General features: G+C 71.5%; 15 protein-coding genes. 6 read left to right on the forward strand and 9 right to left on the reverse strand.

The window, feature by feature from the left end:
* Window position 1: 1 nt before the first annotated feature.
* The 3 genes from ASD30_RS25190 to ASD30_RS25200 are packed head-to-tail and all read right to left on the reverse strand — an operon-like array spanning window position 2 to window position 3,242.
* The gene (locus ASD30_RS25190; protein WP_056688865.1) at window positions 2-1,180 is read right to left on the reverse strand and encodes an aminotransferase class I/II-fold pyridoxal phosphate-dependent enzyme; all 1,179 of its coding nucleotides are present in this window, start codon (window positions 1,178-1,180) and stop codon (window positions 2-4) included.
* A complete protein-coding gene (locus ASD30_RS25195) occupies window positions 1,177-2,196 on the reverse strand; it encodes a GDP-mannose 4,6-dehydratase (RefSeq protein ID WP_056688867.1) in 1,020 nt (339 codons plus the stop codon). The genes ASD30_RS25190 and ASD30_RS25195 overlap by 4 nt, the downstream gene beginning before the upstream one ends.
* Window positions 2,193-3,242: a nucleotidyltransferase family protein gene (locus ASD30_RS25200; RefSeq protein WP_056688870.1), complete on the reverse strand. Its 1,050-nt coding sequence runs from the start codon at window positions 3,240-3,242 to the stop codon at window positions 2,193-2,195. The genes ASD30_RS25195 and ASD30_RS25200 overlap by 4 nt, the downstream gene beginning before the upstream one ends.
* Window positions 3,243-3,366: 124 nt before the next feature.
* Between ASD30_RS25200 and ASD30_RS25205 the strand changes: the two genes are divergently transcribed.
* Window positions 3,367-4,104, forward strand: a complete 738-nt coding sequence (locus ASD30_RS25205) for an acylneuraminate cytidylyltransferase family protein (protein ID WP_056688872.1) — start codon at window positions 3,367-3,369, stop codon at window positions 4,102-4,104.
* 10 nt (window positions 4,105-4,114) lie between these two features.
* Here the strand turns inward: ASD30_RS25205 and ASD30_RS25210 are convergent, their stop codons facing one another.
* Window positions 4,115-6,205 (reverse strand): acyltransferase family protein, encoded by a 2,091-nt coding sequence (locus tag ASD30_RS25210; RefSeq protein ID WP_056688875.1) that lies wholly within the window; start codon window positions 6,203-6,205, stop codon window positions 4,115-4,117.
* A 101-nt stretch (window positions 6,206-6,306) separates the two neighbouring features.
* Here ASD30_RS25210 and ASD30_RS25215 point away from each other — a divergent pair, with 101 nt between their 5' ends.
* Window positions 6,307-6,729, forward strand: a complete 423-nt coding sequence (locus ASD30_RS25215; RefSeq protein WP_056688877.1) for a hypothetical protein — start codon at window positions 6,307-6,309, stop codon at window positions 6,727-6,729.
* Window positions 6,730-6,739: 10 nt separating this feature from the next.
* Entirely contained in the window at window positions 6,740-7,747 is a 1,008-nt protein-coding gene (locus ASD30_RS25220; protein WP_056688880.1) for a hypothetical protein, read from the forward strand.
* A 21-nt stretch (window positions 7,748-7,768) separates the two neighbouring features.
* Here ASD30_RS25220 and ASD30_RS25225 read toward each other — a convergent pair whose 3' ends face one another.
* The 3 genes from ASD30_RS25225 to ASD30_RS25235 form a co-directional block, all read right to left on the reverse strand.
* Entirely contained in the window at window positions 7,769-8,908 is a 1,140-nt protein-coding gene (locus tag ASD30_RS25225; RefSeq protein ID WP_056688884.1) for a PucR family transcriptional regulator, read from the reverse strand.
* 80 nt (window positions 8,909-8,988) lie between these two features.
* Window positions 8,989-10,467 (reverse strand): aldehyde dehydrogenase, encoded by a 1,479-nt coding sequence (locus ASD30_RS25230; protein ID WP_056688887.1) that lies wholly within the window; start codon window positions 10,465-10,467, stop codon window positions 8,989-8,991.
* 100 nt (window positions 10,468-10,567) lie between these two features.
* The gene (locus tag ASD30_RS25235; protein WP_056688890.1) at window positions 10,568-12,214 is read right to left on the reverse strand and encodes a sigma-54-dependent Fis family transcriptional regulator; all 1,647 of its coding nucleotides are present in this window, start codon (window positions 12,212-12,214) and stop codon (window positions 10,568-10,570) included.
* A 143-nt stretch (window positions 12,215-12,357) separates the two neighbouring features.
* Between ASD30_RS25235 and ASD30_RS25240 the strand changes: the two genes are divergently transcribed.
* Both ASD30_RS25240 and ASD30_RS25245 read left to right on the forward strand, forming a co-directional pair.
* A complete protein-coding gene (locus tag ASD30_RS25240; protein ID WP_056688893.1) occupies window positions 12,358-13,473 on the forward strand; it encodes an NDMA-dependent alcohol dehydrogenase in 1,116 nt (371 codons plus the stop codon).
* Between the two features lie 13 nt (window positions 13,474-13,486).
* Complete coding sequence (locus ASD30_RS25245) at window positions 13,487-14,425, forward strand: AAA family ATPase (protein ID WP_056689004.1); 939 nt, start codon at window positions 13,487-13,489, stop codon at window positions 14,423-14,425.
* Window positions 14,426-14,472: 47 nt separating this feature from the next.
* Here ASD30_RS25245 and ASD30_RS26820 read toward each other — a convergent pair whose 3' ends face one another.
* Window positions 14,473-14,643: a hypothetical protein gene (locus ASD30_RS26820; RefSeq protein ID WP_156388551.1), complete on the reverse strand. Its 171-nt coding sequence runs from the start codon at window positions 14,641-14,643 to the stop codon at window positions 14,473-14,475.
* On the opposite strand from ASD30_RS26820, the gene ASD30_RS25250 reads away from it, so the two are divergent.
* A complete protein-coding gene (locus tag ASD30_RS25250; protein ID WP_082564174.1) occupies window positions 14,635-15,378 on the forward strand; it encodes a VWA domain-containing protein in 744 nt (247 codons plus the stop codon). The genes ASD30_RS26820 and ASD30_RS25250 overlap by 9 nt on opposite strands.
* Window positions 15,379-15,386: 8 nt before the next feature.
* Here the strand turns inward: ASD30_RS25250 and ASD30_RS25255 are convergent, their stop codons facing one another.
* Window positions 15,387-16,526, reverse strand: coding sequence for a CaiB/BaiF CoA transferase family protein (locus tag ASD30_RS25255; RefSeq protein WP_056688900.1), 1,140 nt, complete (start codon window positions 16,524-16,526; stop codon window positions 15,387-15,389).
* Window positions 16,527-16,625: the final 99 nt, after the last annotated feature.

Raw genomic sequence — 16,625 nt, forward strand, 5'->3', positions numbered from 1 at the left:
CTCAGGAGTTGAAGAACGACCGCACCGCGGCCACGACGCGAGCGTGGTCGTCGGCGCTCAGGTCGGTGGAGCAGGGCAGGGACAGCCCCCGGTCGAACAGGCTGGTGGCGACGTCGCCGCCGATCGTGCGCGCGCCGCTGAACGGCGGCTGCTGGTGCAGCGGACGCCACAGTGCGCGGGCTCCGACACCCTCCCGCGCGAGGTGCTCCAGCAGTGCGTCGCGGCTGGGTTGGTCGGCGGCGAGGACGGAGTAGAGCCAGTACGTCGACTCGGTGCCGGCCACCCTGGGGCCCAGGGTGAGCGGGAGATCGGCGAACGCAGCGTCGTAACGTGCGGCGATGTCACGCTTGGCGGCCACGAACTCGTCGAGCCGGCGCAGCTGGGCCAGGCCGAGCGCGGCGGCGAGGTTGGTGAGCCGGTAGTTGTAGCCCACCTCGTCGTGCAGGTAGCCGACGTCGGGCACCTTGGCCTGGGTGGTCAGGTGGCGCGCGCGGCGGGCGAGCTCGTCGTCGTCGGTGACGATCATGCCGCCGCCGCCCGCGGTGACGATCTTGTTGCCGTTGAAGGAGAACGCACCCAGCCGGCCGAGGGCGCCGGTGTGGACGGCGTCTCCGACGTCGTCGACCCATCGGGCACCGAGGCTCTCGGCGGCGTCCTCGACCAGCGCGATGCCGTGGCGTCGGGCGATCTCGGCGATGCGGTGTCCGGCGGCCGGCTGCCCGAGGACGTGGACCAGCTCGATGGCGCGCGGCATGGCCTCACCGGCCCGCGCACGGCGGTCCAGCTCCTGCTCGAGGAGCTCGGGGTCCATGTTCCAGGAGTCGGGCTCCGAGTCGACCAGCACGACGTCGGCACCCAGGTAGGCGACCGGGTTGGCCGAGCCGATGAAGGTGAAGTCGGAGACGAAGACCTCGTCGCCCGGACCGACGCCGGCCAGGCGCAGGGCCACGTGCAGCGCGGCGGTCCCGCTCGCCGTGGCCACGGCGTGCCTGGTCCCGACCAGCTCGGCGAACTCCTGCTCGAACTGGGTGACCTCGGGCCCGACGGAGGACACGAAGCCGGAGTCGATTGCCGCGAGCACGGCGTTGCGCTCGGCCTCGCCGACGTTGGGCGTGGCCAGCGGAATCGTACCGACCGCTCCCGGCGCACCCGGGGCGCTGGGCTCCCGAGGTGCGGTCATCGGTGGTACCGGTGAGCCGTCGCGAGGTCGACGTTCTCGGCGATCCAGTCGCGGGTGAGCTCCAGGCCGGTCTCGAGGTCCACCTGCGGCGTCCAGCCGATCAGCTCCTTGGCCAGGCTCGGGTCGGAGAGCAGGATCTCGACCTCGGACCCTGCCGGGCGGACCCGTTCGTCCTCGACGACGACCTTCGCACTCGACCCGGTGATCCGCCGGGCGATGTCGACGACCTCGCCGATGGACACGGTGCGACCGGTGCCGAGCTGGACTGTGGTGCCGGGGGTGACGTCGGCGACGGCGGCGCGGGCGAACCCGAGTGCGGTGTCGGTGACGAAGGTGAAGTCGCGCTGGGGGGTGATCGAGCCGAGGCGCAGCTCTTCGGCGCCGGCCAGCAGCTGGGCCAGGACGGTCGGGATGACCGCCCGGGCCGACTGGCGGGGCCCGAAGGTGTTGAACGGCCGCAGGATCGTGACCGGGGTGTCGAAGGAGAGCGCGTAGGACTCGGCGAGCTTGTCGGCCGCGATCTTCGTGGCGGAGTACGGCGACTGCCCGCGCAGCGCGTGCTCCTCGGTGATCGGCACGGTCTGCGGCGTTCCGTAGACCTCCGAGGTGGAGGTGTGCACCAGCCGTGGGGTGCCGTGGCGGCGTACGGCCTCGAGCACGTTGAGGGTGCCGGTGACGTTGGTGTCGACGTACGACCGCGGCGCCACGTAGGAGTAGGGGATCGCGATGAGGGCGGCGAGGTGGAGCACCACGTCGACACCCTCGACGGCGGCCGAGACGTGCTCGGCGTCGCGGATGTCGCCCAGGACGAACTCCGCCTGCCCGGACTCGACCGCGGCGGCGAAGACCTCCGAGCTGTCGAGCCAGCCCAGCGACCCGAAAGAGTTGTAGAGCGCGAACGCCTTCACCCGGGCGCCCAGGCCGATCAGGCCCTCGACGACGTGGCTACCGATGAACCCGTCCGATCCGGTCACCAGGACGGTGCGCCCCGCGAGGGACTCGGCCAACGTGCTCATCCGGCTCCTTTCGCCCGGGCGAGGTCCGCCGGGGTTCCGACATCGATCCAGTCCGAGGAGAGTTCCCAGGCCGAGACCCGCTGACCGTCGTCGAGGCAGCGCTGGACGAGATCAGGCATGTGGCTCATCGTGTCGGGTGGGACGAGCCCGATCAAGTCAGGGTCGATGCAGTAGACCCCGGTGTTGATCGAGACCGTCAGGTCGGGCTTCTCGACGAGCTGCTGGATGCGGTGCTCGGCGTCGTGCTCGACCACCCCGAACGGCACGGTGTGGGAGTACTGCCGCACGCCGACGGTGATCCGCGACTGCGACTGGGTGTGGAACCGGAGCAGCTGCTGGGCGTCGAAGTCGACCATGAGGTCGCCGTTCATCACCAGCATCGGCTCGGTGGGCCGGTCTCGGAGGAGTGCCAACGAACCACCGGTGCCCAGCGGGGTCTCGGGATCCTCCCGGAGGTAGCCGACCTCGGCGCCCAGCCGCCTGCCGTCGCCGACGTGGTCGATGATCTGGTCGGCGAGGTGGTTGACGCTGACGTGGATCTTGCGGATGCCGTCGCCGACGAGCCCCAGGATGATCCAGTCGATGATCGGGCGCCCGGCGACCGTCATCAGCGGCTTCGGGACATGACGGGTGAGGTCGCCGAGCCGGGTGCCCTTGCCGCCGGCCATGATCACGGCGACGTTGGGCAGGTCGGGGGGTCCGATGACGTCGGAGAGCGCGTGGACGCCGTGCACCAGGCCGGCGGCATCGACCTCGGGGATGGCCGAGACCCGCCAGGCGTGCATCAGGTCGAGCACGTGGGCGCGCGGGGTGCCGGCGACCACCGTGTGGGGGCTGGCGGTGGCGTGGTCGATCGCCGGCGCCGTCAACGGGTGGCCCGCGATCAGCGCTCGCCGGGTGTCGCCGTCGGTCAGCACGCCCTGCAGGCGGCCGGCGTCGTCGACCAGGCAGCAGATGCCGAGGGCTCCCCGGTCGATGACGGCGATGGCCTCGAGCAGCGTCGACCCGACGTCCGCCCGGGGGATGCGGTCATCGGCGTGGATCATCGTGGCTTCCGTCTCGAGCGATCGGGGCGTGGGCGCCACGGGTCCGTGGCAGGGCCATCATAGGGTCGGGGTCGGACGGGTCTCGCGGCGGCGCGAACCGGTGTCCCGGAACGGAGAGTCCCAGTTGATCGAGCGCATCCTGGCCGTGGTTCCCGCACGAGGTGGGTCCCGCGGCCTGCCCGGCAAGAACCTGATGGAGCTGGGCGGCGTGCCCCTGGTCGGCCACTCGATCGCCGCGGCCCGCACGGTTCCCGCCGTACGCCGCACCCTGGTCAGCACCGACGACGAGCAGATCGCGGCGGTGTCGCGGTCCCTGGGCGCGGACGTCCCGTTCCTCCGCCCCGCCGAGCTGTCCTCCGACACGGCCCCGACCGGGCCGGTGATCGCGCACGCCCTGTCGTTTGCCGAGTCCGACGAAGGCAGGCCGTACGACGCCGTGCTCCTGCTCGAACCGACCAGCCCGCTGCGGGACCCGGCACTCCTGGCCGAGGCCGTCGACCTGCTGGGCTCGCGCCCCGAGACCGACGGGGTGGTCAGCGTGTCCGTGCCCGGGTTCGACCCGATGTCGACCGGCGTCGACGTCGACGCCTCCGGCACCCTGCGTCGGGCCTTCCCCGAGGCCGCCGGCGTGACGCGGCGACAGGACGCCGGACGCAGCTTCCTGAAGCTCAACGGCAACTTCTACCTGTGGCGCGCTGACTTTGTCCGCCGGCTGGAGCACAGCTGGCTCGACGAGGGCAGCTTCCTGGCACTCGAGATCCCCGAGTCGCAGGCGTTCAACATCGACACCGAGTACGACTTCCGGCTCGTCGAGGCCGTGGTGGGCGCCGGCCTGGCCGACCTGCTGACCACGGCCACCTGACCTGCCCGGCTCAGCGTCGGCCCAGCGCCTTGAGGAGGTACGGCGCGAGCTGCGGAGCCAGCGTGTGGGAGTACGTGTTGGTCAGGTGGTGCCCGTCGGCATAGACGACCACCCCGCCGATCGCACCCCAGCAGGTGGTCTCGTCGCACAGCGAGTCGGTCAGGTCCGCGATCGAGACGCCGCGGTCGGCGAGCTGCCGGGCGGCCGCGATGCTGGGGTCCCCCGACTCCCACACGTCCCGCGGACCCGAGCACGCCGCGGGATCGTCGTCGTGGAGGGCCAGGCAGTCGGGAATGTCGTCGATACCGTCCTGGATCGGGATGGGGGTGTCGCGGATGACGACCACCGGCACACCGGTCGAGGTGAGCACGCCCAGGGTCTTGCGGAAACCGGCCGTGTACTTCGGGGCGCTCTCCTCGACGGAGGTCTCGTCGAGGGCGGGCCGGCCGGTGCGGTTCGTGAAGACCACGAGGTCGGGCTTGTCCTGGGCGACGGACTCGGAGACCTCCCTGGTCCAGTCGATGCAGCCGGCCGTCGAGCCCTCCGTGTCGAAGTACTGCGGCAGGTCCGCCGCGGTGCACATGCTCGCGAGGTAGGTCGTGATCCTCCAGTGGCGACGCTCCGCGATCGACTGCAGTGCGGGCAGCCACTGGCCCGCGTGGGAGTTGCCGACCAGGACGACGTCGACGGTGCCGTCGGGATCACCGAACGTGCACTCGACCACCTTGAACCTGGAGGAGCCGGCGAAGCAGCTGCGGCCGTCGGGGCGCTTGTCGTAGGCGTCCGACCAGTCCTCGCTGGCCAGGAGGGGCGACGGGACCAGGTCGGTGTTGTCGTTGGGCGGGCACGACCTCGCCGGGTCGAGGGCACCCGCGCCGGCGCACGGGTCGCTGCCGTCGAGGATTGCCTCGAGCGCCGTACGGTCCTCGCGCTGCTGCGCGTTGACCGTCGCCACGAGCGAGGTGGCCAGCGCCACGACGACAGCCATCCCGACCCCACCGGACACCAGGCTCGGCACCACCCGACGGGACCAGGTGGGCGTGCGGAAGCGGTCCTCGATGTGCACCTTGGTGAGCCCGGCGAGCACCAACGTGGCGACCAGGATCAGGAGCGTGTCGAGCGGCCCTCGTTCGGGCGACCCGGCCACCTTGCTCAGTGCGATGGGAGCGATGACGATCAGCGGCCAGTGCCAGAGGTAGACCGCGTAGGAGACGTCGCCGAGCCACTGCACCCCCGGCACGTCGTACACCCGCATCCGGGAGTGGGCGGCGATGACCAGGGCCGAGCCGACCACCGGCAGGGCCGCGTGCCAGCCGGGGAAGGGTGTGCGGTCGGTGTAGAGGAACGCGGTGACGAGGATGAGGCACCAGCCGGCCACGGCGACGGCGTTGGCCCCCCGCGGGCGCTGCTCCGCCCACCGTCGGGCCGTCGGGGCGGCGAGGGCGAGCAGTCCACCGGCACCCAGCTCCCACAGCCGGGTCCAGGTGACGAAGTACGCCGCGGCCGGCTCGGAGGCGGTGAGGTGGACCGACCAGACCAGTGAGGCCACCACGACCGCGCCCAGGCCCAGCCAGTAGCCGCGCAGCCGGTGGGCGACCGGCACGAGCACGGTGAGCGCGAGGAGCAGGACGGGCCAGCCCAGGTAGAACTGCTCCTCGACGCCGAGCGACCAGAAGTGCTGGACCGGCGAGGGCTCGTTCTCCGCGGCCAGGTAGTCGACCACGTCGGCCGCCAGCTGCCAGTTCGCGTAGTAGAGCGCCGCGGCGCGCGTGTGGACGGCGGTGGTCTCCCACTGGGTCTCGGGCAGGAAGAGCCAGGCCGCGCCCAGGGTCGCCGCGAGCACGGTCAGGGAGGCAGGCAGCAGCCGACGGGCCCGGCGGGCCCAGAACGCGAGCAGGTCGCGGCCTCCCCGGGGCGGTTTCTCGACCAGGTGCAGGGTGATCAGGAACCCGGAGATCACGAAGAACGTGTCGACGCCGATGAAGCCACCGGTCAGCCGGCTCGGGAACAGGTGATAGACCACGACCAGGCCGACCGCGAGCGCGCGGAGGGCCTGGATGTCGGCGCGCGCCTCGCGTCGCTTCGTCGCATGGTCAGTCATCGCGCGCCATTGTTCACCATGGCCCGCGAGCCCGGGGGCCAGTGGGCCACCACCGGCTAGCATGTCCGCGTGATTCCCACCCCCGCCGCTTCGAGCCCGCGATGAGCGCCCACAGGCAGCAACGGCTGGCAATCCTGGCGATCGCCGCGCTCGCCGTCGTGGTCGTCTCCGCCGTGGCCGTCGAGGCCCTGGGCGACCTGGCCGTGGGTGCACTCCTCGGGATCCTCGTGGTTCTCGGGATCCTCGGCCTGCTCCAGCAGATGCGCTACGCCCGCCAGTCCGCGGCCCGGTTGGCCGCCACGGAACGGGCAGTCGCCTCCGCGGACCGCCGCGTCATCAAGGTCTCGAAGAGCGTCACCGCCCTGTCGAAGGACACCACCGCCCAGTCCAGGGCGGTCACCGCGCTGTCCCGCAACGTCACCACGTGGTCGAAGGACACCAGGAAGGCGGAGATCGAGACCGGGATCGCGGCCCTCAACCGGTACGTCGCCCTGGGCACCGACGACTCCGTCGACCGGACCTGAGGCCCGCTGCGTGACGCCTTCCATCCTGGCCGTGATCGGTTCGCCGTACCAGGCCCTCGGGCTGTTCGAGTACGTCCGCGAGCACGGCATCACCAAGGGCACCGTCTTCCTGCCCATGCAGGAGGAGGACCCGTCGATGCTGCGGCCGACGATGAACGTGCTGATGCACCTGCGCGGCTTCACCTTCCACCTGCGCAAGTCGACCGGGTTCCGCAAGCCCGGACCGAGCACCGGACCCGTGGCCGAGGAGATGGTCGCGATCGCCCGCAACGAGCGCACGGTCGACACGGTGGTCATCGGCGACTACCGCGACACCTCCGGGTGGCGGGTCGCGTCGCTGCTCGGGCGGACCGGCTCCGACGTCGTGGTGCTCGACGACGGCGCGTCGACACTGGCCATCGACCGGTCGCAGGGGGGCTTCGAACCCCTCGAGTGGACCGAGGCGGCCGAGCGCGACGGCTTCATGCCGCAGCCGGACGTCACGTTCTTCACCTCGATGGCCGAGTCCCTGCGCTCCGCGCCCGGGGACACCGTGCTCGCCAACGAATGGACCTGGCTCAAGTCGCGCTACCGCGACCTGCGACGGTCCTCCTCGCTCGTCCTCGTCGTGGGCCAGGGCTTCGCCCGGGTCAGGCTGATGGACGCGCCGCTCGCCCTCGAGGTGGCGCGCGAGCTCATCGACACGGCCCGCGAGCTGCACCCCGGGTGCCGGCCGCTCTACGTGGCGCACCGTGGCGAGCCGGTCGACAAGCTGGCGGCGATCAGCGAGACCTGCGACGTGGTCCGCTTCGACGTCCCCCTCGAGCTGGTCCCGGTGGAGACCCGCCTGCTGCCGGCGGGCGTCGTGGGGCACTACTCGACGGCGCTGACCAGCCTGGCCGAGCTCGCGCCAGCCGACCTTCCCGTGCACGCGAAGCGCCTGCGCACCGATCAGCTGCTGATCCGGCAGGACTACGTCGCCGAGGTGTACGCCAGGCTCGCGTCCGACTACGCGGGACGCATCACGGTCATCGACTGATCGGTCACGCCGGGACCGACCTCAGCGGACCACGCGCAGGTCGATCATCAGCGCCAGCCGGACCGCCGGGTCACCGACGTCGACGCCGCAGGCCTCGCGGGCCCGGCGCAGGCGGTTGCGGACGGTGTTCGGGTGCACGGTCAGCGCCTCGGCCGCCGTGCTGATCTCGCCGGTGTCGAGGAAGGCGCGGACCGCGTCGACCAGCCCGCCCTCATGCGTGCGGTCGTGCTCGGCGAGCCGGGTCAACGGGCTCGATCGCCTGTGCAGGTTGAGGAAACCCTCGAGCCGGTCGACCAGCACGTCGGCGAACACGTCGTCCAGCGAGGCGACCACGCCGACCCGTCCGCGTCGTACGAGCGCGTCGGCAACCTGGTCCGCGACCACCCGTGACTCGGGAAGGTCGGCGACCTGGCCCACCGGCGTACCGATGCCGACCGCCAGCCGGTCGCGGGCCCCGAAGCGACGCAGGAAGTCGCCGAGGATGCGGGCCGCCGAGCCGGCCGGGAGGACACCGCGGATGCTGCGGTCCTGCGGTGCACTGAGCGCGCCGGGCGCGATGGCGGCCAGGTGCAGCGTCAAGGGTCCGGCGGCCTGGTGGAGCGCTTCGTCGTCGGCGCTCCGGATCGTCACCACCGCCCAGTCGCCGCGCATCGTGCGGTCGGCGGCCACGGCCTCGGCCTCCTCGCCCCCGCCGAGCAGCGTGTCGAGGAGCGCGACCCGCTCACGCCGGTTGCGGTCCGCCCGGGAGGCTTCGGCGCGCAGCCGGCCGGCCACGACGGGTGCGGCTGCGCGGAGGATCTCGGCCTGGGCCGCGGACGGCCCGCCGGGGATGGCCGCCCAGATCGAGCCGGCCAGCCGGCCCTCGTCGCGTACGGCGATCACGGCGCGCGAGACCATGTGCTCCTCCGGGAGGTCGACGGTGATCACGTCGTCCGACGTCCGGAGCTTCTCGAAGACACCAGTGGCGGCGATCGCCTCGCGGTAGCGCACCGGCACCTGGCGGCCGAGGATCGTGCCGATCCGCGCCTCGTCGACGTCCTGGTTGCCGCCGGAGTAGGCGATCACGATGGTGTCGCGGTCCTCGATGGTGACGGGGGCACCGAGGAGTCCCGCGAGCGAGTTGGCGAGGTCGAACAGGTCGCCGTCGACGTCGAGGGTCACGCACACTCCTTCTCCGGTGTCCCGCGAGCATACGGGCGCCCGCAGGACCCGGAGAAGGAGGCGTCGTCGCCGGCGGAGGGTCAGCCCTCGAGGTGGTCGGCGCTCGCGTAGATCGACTTGTACTCGAGGTACGGGTTGATCGCCTCGGGCCCCATCTCGCGCCCGATCCCGGAGTCCTTCATGCCGCCGAACGGCGCACCGAGGTCGAGGTTGTAGTAGTTCAGCCCGATCGTGCCGGTGCGCACCTGGCGGGCGACGTCGAGGGCGCGCCCCTCGTCGGTGCTCCAGACCGAGCCGCCCAGGCCGTAGTTGGAGTCGTTGGCGATCCGCACCGCGTCGGCGTCGTCGTCGAACGGGATCACCGCCATCACCGGGCCGAAGACCTCCTCACGGGCGAGGCGGTCGTGGTTGTCGACGTCGGCGAAGACGGTGGGCTGCACGAACCAGCCGCGGTCCTGGTCCTGCGGGCGACCACCACCGGAGACCAGGCGCGCGTTGCTGTTCTTCGCCACGTCGATGTAGCCGAGCACGCGCTCGAGGTGCTTCTCGCTGGCCATCGGGCCGATGGTGACCGACGGGTCCAGCGGGTTGCCGACGGTCTGCGAGTTCGTCCAGCCGGCCAGGGCGTCGACCACCTCGGCGTAGCGGGAACGCGGCGCGAGGATCCGCGACTGCGTCGTGCAGGTCTGGCTGTTGTTCATGAACGACGCCATCCCGATGCCGCCGAGGAAGGTGTCGACGTCGCCGTCCTCGAGGAAGATCGCCGCCGACTTGCCTCCCAGCTCCAGGGTCATCCGGCGGATGAGTCGGCCGCACTCCGCGCCGATGATCCGACCGGTCTCGGTGGAGCCGGTGAAGGCGATCTTGTCGACCAGCGGGTGCGAGACCAGCGAGGCGCCGGCCTCCCGGTCGGCCAGCACGATGTTGAGCACGCCGGGCGGGAGCCCGGCCTCCTGGGCGGCGTCACCCATCACGTAGGAGTCGAGCGCCGTCTCGGGCGACGGCTTCAGCACGATCGTGCAACCGGCGGCCAGGGCGGGCGCGATCTTCATCATCGCCAGCACCTGCGGGTAGTTCCACGGCGCGATCGCGCCCACCACGCCGACCGGCTCGCGTCGCACGATCGTCGAGCCCGACGCGCTGGGCCGGACCTCCTCGAGGTCCATCGTCTTGATCTGCTCGGCATACATCTGCAGCAGGCCGGCCGGGGCAGCGCCGTTGAAGGCGGTCGACAGCCCGATCGGCATGCCGTTCTCGCGGCTGACCAGGGTCGAGGTCGCCTCGGCCCGCTTCGAGAGGGCGTCGGCGAACTTGTGCATGTACGCCGCACGCTCGGCGGCCGTCGTACGACCCCAGGGGCCGTGGTCGAGCGCCTCCCGGGCGGCCTTGACCGCGCGGTCGATGTCGGCGTCCGTGCCGAGCGACGCCGTGCCGAGTGCCTCCCCGGTGGCGGCCTCCAGTGCGCGGTGGCTCTCGGAGCCGATCGGGTCGACCCACTCGCCGTTGATGAAGAAGCGGGTGCGGTCGAGATCGGTCTCGACGTCTGCGATGACGGTCATGGCACTCCTCGGGAGGGACAGGGGATGTCGGGCTCCCAGCCTGACCACGGATCGACACGTCAGATGTTCAGTCTCTGGACAGGTGTCGGCGACCCAGGGTTCAGTACTGCTCGATGCGCAGCTGCCGGATCCTGGCGTAGAGCGTCGTCCGCGAGACGCCGAGCTCTCGCGCGGCCTGCACCTTGTTCCCGCCGGCCGCGCGCAGTGCGACGACGATGGCGTCGCGTTCGGCGCGGTCGAGGGCGGTGAGCTGCCGGGCGGGGGTGGTCAGGCGGTAGCCCTCGGGCAGGTCGGTCAGGGCGATCCCTCCGCACGACCGGCGCGAGACCGCGTGACCGATCACCGCCTTCAGCTCACGCAGGTTGCCGGGCCAGTCGTGCGCGGTCAGCGCGTGCAGGGCCCCGGGTGTCAGGTGCACCGAGTCGTTGGCGGCCACGTCACGAATCATCGAGGTGGCCAGGTCCGGGATCTCGTTGCGTCGTGACCCCAGCGGGGCCAGCTCCTCGCGCACGGTCGCGGTGCCGGCCAGGTTGACGGCCCGTCCGGTCAACGAGTCGACAGGACCACTGGTCAGGATCACCTGCGGCCGGGGCCTCCGGTCGACCCCTTCGATCACGAGGTCGAGGAGCTCGTCGCTGAGCAGGTCGATCCCGTCGACGACGACCGACCCCACGGTGCGCTTCATCGCACTCTCGAAGTCCCTCGCCCACGCGACCTCGCCCTCGAGGAGGGCGGTCGCTGCACGGAGCACCTTCGTCGGCAGGGCGGCGAGCGCGCGGGCCCGGGTCGACCGGCCGCTGCCGGGCGGGCCCGAGACCAGGGTCGGAGCCGAGGCCCGCGGATGGCCGGAGGACGAGATGGCCGCCGGGGTCAGGTGCGGCCCGGTCGCGTGCTCGACCACCTTGAGCAGCACGCCGCGTCGGGCACCCGGCACCGGGGTGACCGTCACGTCCGCGGAGCGGCCCGTCTCGAGGGTGAGGCGCAGGGCGCTGCCACCCCGAGTCGGCGGATCTTCCGCGAGCACCCGCAGCAGCGCGATGTCGGAGGGACTGAGCAGGTCCGAGGCGGCCTGGTTGCTCATCACCACGTCCTCGCCGATGGCCAGGACTGCGCCACGGCAGTGCCCCGAGGCCTCCTGGAAGGCAGCCAGCAGGCTCTTCTCCGAGATGCGGCTGCCACCGAGGAGGCGTTGCTCTATGTCATGCACCGCGCGGGCGATGATCGGCGGGAGCAGTGGGCTGGCGGTCGCGACCAGGGCGGAGATGTCGAGGACGCCCTCGATCCGGCGGGTCAGCGGGTGCCGGATCGGGTGCCCGTAGCAGCTGAACCGTCGCAGGGTCTCCACGAAGTGCTCCGACCCGTGGATCAGGACCGGGTGGCGGGTCTCGAAGACCGTGCCGAGGGCGTTGGTCCCGATGGTGTCCTCGAGCATGCTGGCACCCTCACGGATGTTGAGGGCGTCGAGGCTGTCCCGCGTGCGTGCGTCGTCGTCCCAGCGCCTCACGATGCGGCACTCGCGGTCTCCAAGGATCGTCGAGAAGCCAGTGCCGGTCAGGCTGGTCTCCAGCTGGTCGAGCACCGGGCCGGCGCCCACCAGGAGCGAGCTGTTGTGGTCGATGTCGCGCGGGACGAGGCGGACGAAGGGGCCGGTGTGCTCGACCCCGGCCAGGCTGGCCCGGCGCCAGGAGGCGGCGATGTCCGGGCGGGCGCCGGGAACCTCGTCGTACGTCGTTGCGCTCTGCGACATCGTGTCGTGCCCTTCCAGGATCTGTGACTTCCGTCACGACATCATGCGCCGGTTGGAGAAGGGTTGGCTGTCCAGTTCTTGAACACCCGGCCGCGGCGACGGGTGCGACGGTGAGAGGACCACCCAGCCCCGAGGAGAACCCCATGAAGACCCAGGCCGCAGTCGTCATCGAAGCCGGCAAGCCGATCGAGATCGAGGAGCTGACCCTTGACAAGCCGCGCGAGGGCGAGGTGCTGATCCAGTACACGCACGCCGGCCTGTGCCACTCCGACGTACACGTCGCGCACGGCGACCTCGAGGCCCGGCTGCCGATGGTGCTCGGGCACGAGGGCGCCGGGATCATCCAGGAGGTCGGCCCCGGCGTGACCCGCGTGAAGGTGGGCGACCACGTGGTCTGCTCCTTCATCCCGAACTGCGGCAGCTGCCGCTACTGCGCCAACGGCCAGCAGTCCATCTGCGACATGGGCGCGACGATCCTCGAGGGCTACCTGCCCGGCGAGCGTTTCCCGATCACCGGCCCCCGCGGTGAGTACGGCGCGATGTGCATGCTCGGCACGTTCAGCCAGTACGGCGTCATCCACCAGAACTCGTGCGTCAAGGTCGACGACGACCTGCCGCTCGAGAAGGCGGTTCTCGTCGGGTGCGGCGTACCCACGGGCTGGGGTGCCGCGGTGAACACGGCGAACGTGAAGGCCGGCGAGACCGTCCTTGTCGTCGGTGTCGGCGGCATCGGCATCAACGCCGTCCAGGGCGCGCGTCTCGCCGGAGCGAAGAACATCATCGCGATCGACCCGCTGGAGAACAAGCGCGAGAAGGCGATGGAGCTCGGCGCCACGCACAGCTTCGCGAGCACCGACGAGGCCATGGAGGCGCTGACCGACATGACCCGTGGCCAGATGGCCGACTCGGCCATCCTCACGCCCGGCCTGATGACCTCCGAGATCGTCGCCGGTGGCTTCAACGCGGTCGGCAAGGGTGGCGTGGTGGTGCTCACCGGCCTCAACAAGCTGGAGGAGCAGACCATCGAGCTGCCCGGCTCGATCATGACGCTCTTCCGCAAGTCGCTGAAGGGCAGCCTGTTCGGCGACTGCAACCCGACGACCGACATCCCCAGGATCCTCGGGCTCTACCAGAGCGGTGACATCAAGCTCGACGAGATCATCACCCGCACGTACACGCTCGACCAGGTCAATGAGGGGTACGACGACCTGCTCGCCGGCAAGAACGTCCGCGGCGTCGTCGTCCACAGCCACGACTGAGGTGGCGCTTCCCGTGACACAGACGTCCTCCGTGGGCCCGGCCGCCGATGCCGGACCCACGGAGGTCATCGAGCGCGCCGCCGAGGCGGAGCTGCTCGAGGCGGCCCTGCTCAGCGGCGCCCACGTGCTGCTGGAGGGGCCGCCCGGGACCGGCAAGTCGACCCTGCTGCGGCAGGTCGCGACCGGGCGCCGGATCGCCTTCGTGATGGTCGAGGGCAACGCCGAACTCACCCCGGCGCGCCTGATCGGTCACTTCGACCCGGCGTTGGTGCTGACCAAGGGCTACGTGCCGGACATCTTCGCCGACGGGCCGCTGCTCGAGGCGATGCGCACGGGCGGGCTGCTCTACGTCGAGGAGCTCAACCGGATCCCGGAGGAGACCCTCAACGTCCTGCTGACCGCGATGTCCGAGCTCGAGATCACCGTGCCCCGCCTGGGTCGGGTCGCGGCGGCGCCGGGCTTCGCCCTCGTCGCGGCGATGAACCCGTTCGACGCGGTCGGTACGGCGCGGGTCTCGGGCGCGCTCTACGACCGCACCTGCCGCATCTCGATGGACTACCAGACCGCCGAGGCCGAGCAGGAGATCGTCGGCCTGCGCACCCGCGACATCGACCCGACCTGGCGCGCCCGGGTCGTCGAGCTGGTCCGCAGCACGCGCGACCACGACGACATCCGCTTCGGGTCGTCGGTGCGCGGCGCGATCGACGTCGCCCGCCTGTCCGTCGAGCTGGCCCGCTTGCGCGGCACCACCACCGACGACTGGCACGTCGGGCTGGCCGCCGCCAAGGCCGCGCTGTCCGGACGGATCCGACTGCACGACGGCTGCGACCGCACGCCCGAGCAGGTCGTCACCGCGTTGTACGTCGCGGTCTTCGGTGCGGAACCGAGCGAGTCGGACCGCGACCCGGCCTCCGACTCCGACGCGTCCCCGGGGTCGCCGGGGGAACCCTGAGCCCGCCGCCGTCGGCGGGCTCACCCCCAGCGTCCAGCACCCCGGAGTCACGTCAGCGCAAGTCGGCGCCGCGCACGACCGGGCGGGCCGAGCTCGACAAGTTCCCGACGTTCGCCGAGCTCTCCCCCGAGGTCGGCGAGCTCGACCTCGAGGCGCTCGACGACGCCCTGCGCAACGACCCGGACGACACCCTGACGCTGCTGGTCGAGATGTCGCACGCCACGGACGAGGGCCTGCGGGCCGCCGTACGCCGCCTGGCACCGCGGCTGATCCTCGACCAGACCCGTCGCGGCATCCCGCGCAACCGCGGGGTCTCGAGACCTCGCACGGTGCCGGCCCATCGCAGTGGCGACCTTGACATCGAGCGTTCGATGGATGCGATCGTCGGGGCCCGCGCGGAGGCGCGGATGCCCTCGCTCGAGGAGATGTCGGCGGTGGACTGGGCGCGACCGGAGCTGGCCCTGTGCCTGGTGATCGACCACTCGGGATCGATGAACGGTGCCCGGCTGACCACGGCCGCGGTGGCCGGTGCCGCGTGCCTGACGTTCGCCCCCGAGGAGCATGCCGTCCTGGCGTTCGCGGCCAGGACCACCGCACTGAAGCGGATCGCGGATGCCAGCACGCCGACCCGGACCGTCGAGCGGATCCTCGCCCTGCGCGGCCACGGCACGACCGCCCTGGCCGACGCGCTGCGTGAGGCACAGGTGCAGCTGGCCGGCGCCCGGGCCCGGCGTCGGGTGGTGCTCCTGCTCTCCGACTGCCGCGACACCGACGACGCCGACGTCACCCGGGTCGCCCGGGGCCTCGACGAGCTGGTGATCCTGGCCCCGGCGGACGACGATGACGAGGCCCAGCGGCTGGCCCGTGACAGTGGCGCCCGGGTCGCGGCGATCGGCTCGGTGCTCGACGTACCCGCCGCACTGAACCGTCTGATCGCCGACGACCGGGCCTGATCGGCTGCCTACTCCCCCGGCGCCACCGGGAGGACGGGTGGCGCGACGCGGTACGTCGCGGGCGTCCGTGACATCCGGATCGGGTGCGCCACCTGACGGACGGGACTGCTCCGCCCCGGGCCGCCGACCTCCACGACCGGGTCGAGACCCAGCGACTCGGCCAGCGCCACCGCCTGGGCGAGGTCGTTGATCGGCCCGCACGGAACCCCGCACGCGGACAGGGTGGCGAACCAGTGGTCGGCGGACTCCTCGCGCAACCGGTCCTCGAGCTCGGCGACGAGCACGTCACGGTGCGCCACCCGCGCGGAGTTGGTCGCGAAGCGCGGGTCCTCGGCCAGGGCGTCACGCTCCAGCGCGACGGCCAGGTTGCGGAACAGCTTGTCGTTGGCGGCCGCGACGGCCAGCGGACGGTCGGCCGTGGCGAACACTTCGTACGGCGCGATGCTCGGATGCTTGTTGCCCATCGCCTTCGGCACAGCCCCGGTCGTGACGTGTGCCGAGGCCTGGTTGGTCAGCGCGGAGAGCAACGAGGACAGCAGGTTCACCTCGACCCGCTGCCCGACACCGGAGCCGGCCCGGTGCACGAGGGCGGCCTGGATCCCGATCGTGGCGTGCAGCCCGGTGATCACGTCGACCAGTGCGACACCGGCCTTCATCGGTCCGGAGTCCGCGTCACCGGTCAAGCTCATCAGCCCACCGACGGCCTGGACCACGAGGTCGTAGCCGGGCAGGTCGGCGCCCGCGCCCGAGCCGAACCCGGTCACCGAGCAGTAGACGAGCCCGGGGTGCTCTGCCGCCAGGTCGTCGTACCCGAGGCCGAACTTCTCCATCGTGCCCGTCCGGAAGTTCTCGATCAGGACGTCGCAGGAGGCCACCAGGTCCCGCGCCTGTCCCTGCCCTTCCTCGGTGCGCAGGTCGATCACCACGGTGTCCTTGTTGCGGTTCACCGACAGGAAGTACGTCGACTCGCCCTCGTGCCACGGCGGCCCCCAGGCCCGGGTCTCGTCGCCGCCGTCGGGCCGCTCGACCTTGATCACCTCGGCGCCGAGGTCCGCGAGCAGCATGGTGGCGTACGGCGCGGCGAGCACCCTGCTGAAGTCGGCGATGCGCACGCCCGCCAGGGCTCCGGCGGAGTCCTGATCGGTCACCGGTAGGCCGACTCGCCGGTGACGGCCTGGCCGATGATCAACTGGTGCACCTCACTGGTGCCCTCATAGGTCAACACCGACTCCAGGTTGTTCGCATGC

Origin of the sequence: Nocardioides sp. Root140, from assembly GCF_001426745.1 — a bacterium.
In the GTDB taxonomy this organism is placed as follows: domain Bacteria; phylum Actinomycetota; class Actinomycetes; order Propionibacteriales; family Nocardioidaceae; genus Nocardioides.

What these genes read in the sequence shown, in the direction of transcription:
- ASD30_RS25190 (WP_056688865.1), bottom strand. Translation starts at nt 1,180, where the DNA reads ATGACCGCACCTCGGGAGCCCAGCGCCCCGGGTGCGCCGGGAGCGGTC.
- ASD30_RS25195 (WP_056688867.1), bottom strand. Translation starts at nt 2,196, where the DNA reads ATGAGCACGTTGGCCGAGTCCCTCGCGGGGCGCACCGTCCTGGTGACC.
- ASD30_RS25200 (WP_056688870.1), bottom strand. Translation starts at nt 3,242, where the DNA reads ATGATCCACGCCGATGACCGCATCCCCCGGGCGGACGTCGGGTCGACG.
- ASD30_RS25210 (WP_056688875.1), bottom strand. Translation starts at nt 6,205, where the DNA reads ATGACTGACCATGCGACGAAGCGACGCGAGGCGCGCGCCGACATCCAG.
- ASD30_RS25215 (WP_056688877.1), top strand. Translation starts at nt 6,307, where the DNA reads ATGAGCGCCCACAGGCAGCAACGGCTGGCAATCCTGGCGATCGCCGCG.
- ASD30_RS25230 (WP_056688887.1), bottom strand. Translation starts at nt 10,467, where the DNA reads ATGACCGTCATCGCAGACGTCGAGACCGATCTCGACCGCACCCGCTTC.
- ASD30_RS25235 (WP_056688890.1), bottom strand. Translation starts at nt 12,214, where the DNA reads ATGTCGCAGAGCGCAACGACGTACGACGAGGTTCCCGGCGCCCGCCCG.
- ASD30_RS25240 (WP_056688893.1), top strand. Translation starts at nt 12,358, where the DNA reads ATGAAGACCCAGGCCGCAGTCGTCATCGAAGCCGGCAAGCCGATCGAG.
- ASD30_RS25250 (WP_082564174.1), top strand. Translation starts at nt 14,635, where the DNA reads ATGTCGCACGCCACGGACGAGGGCCTGCGGGCCGCCGTACGCCGCCTG.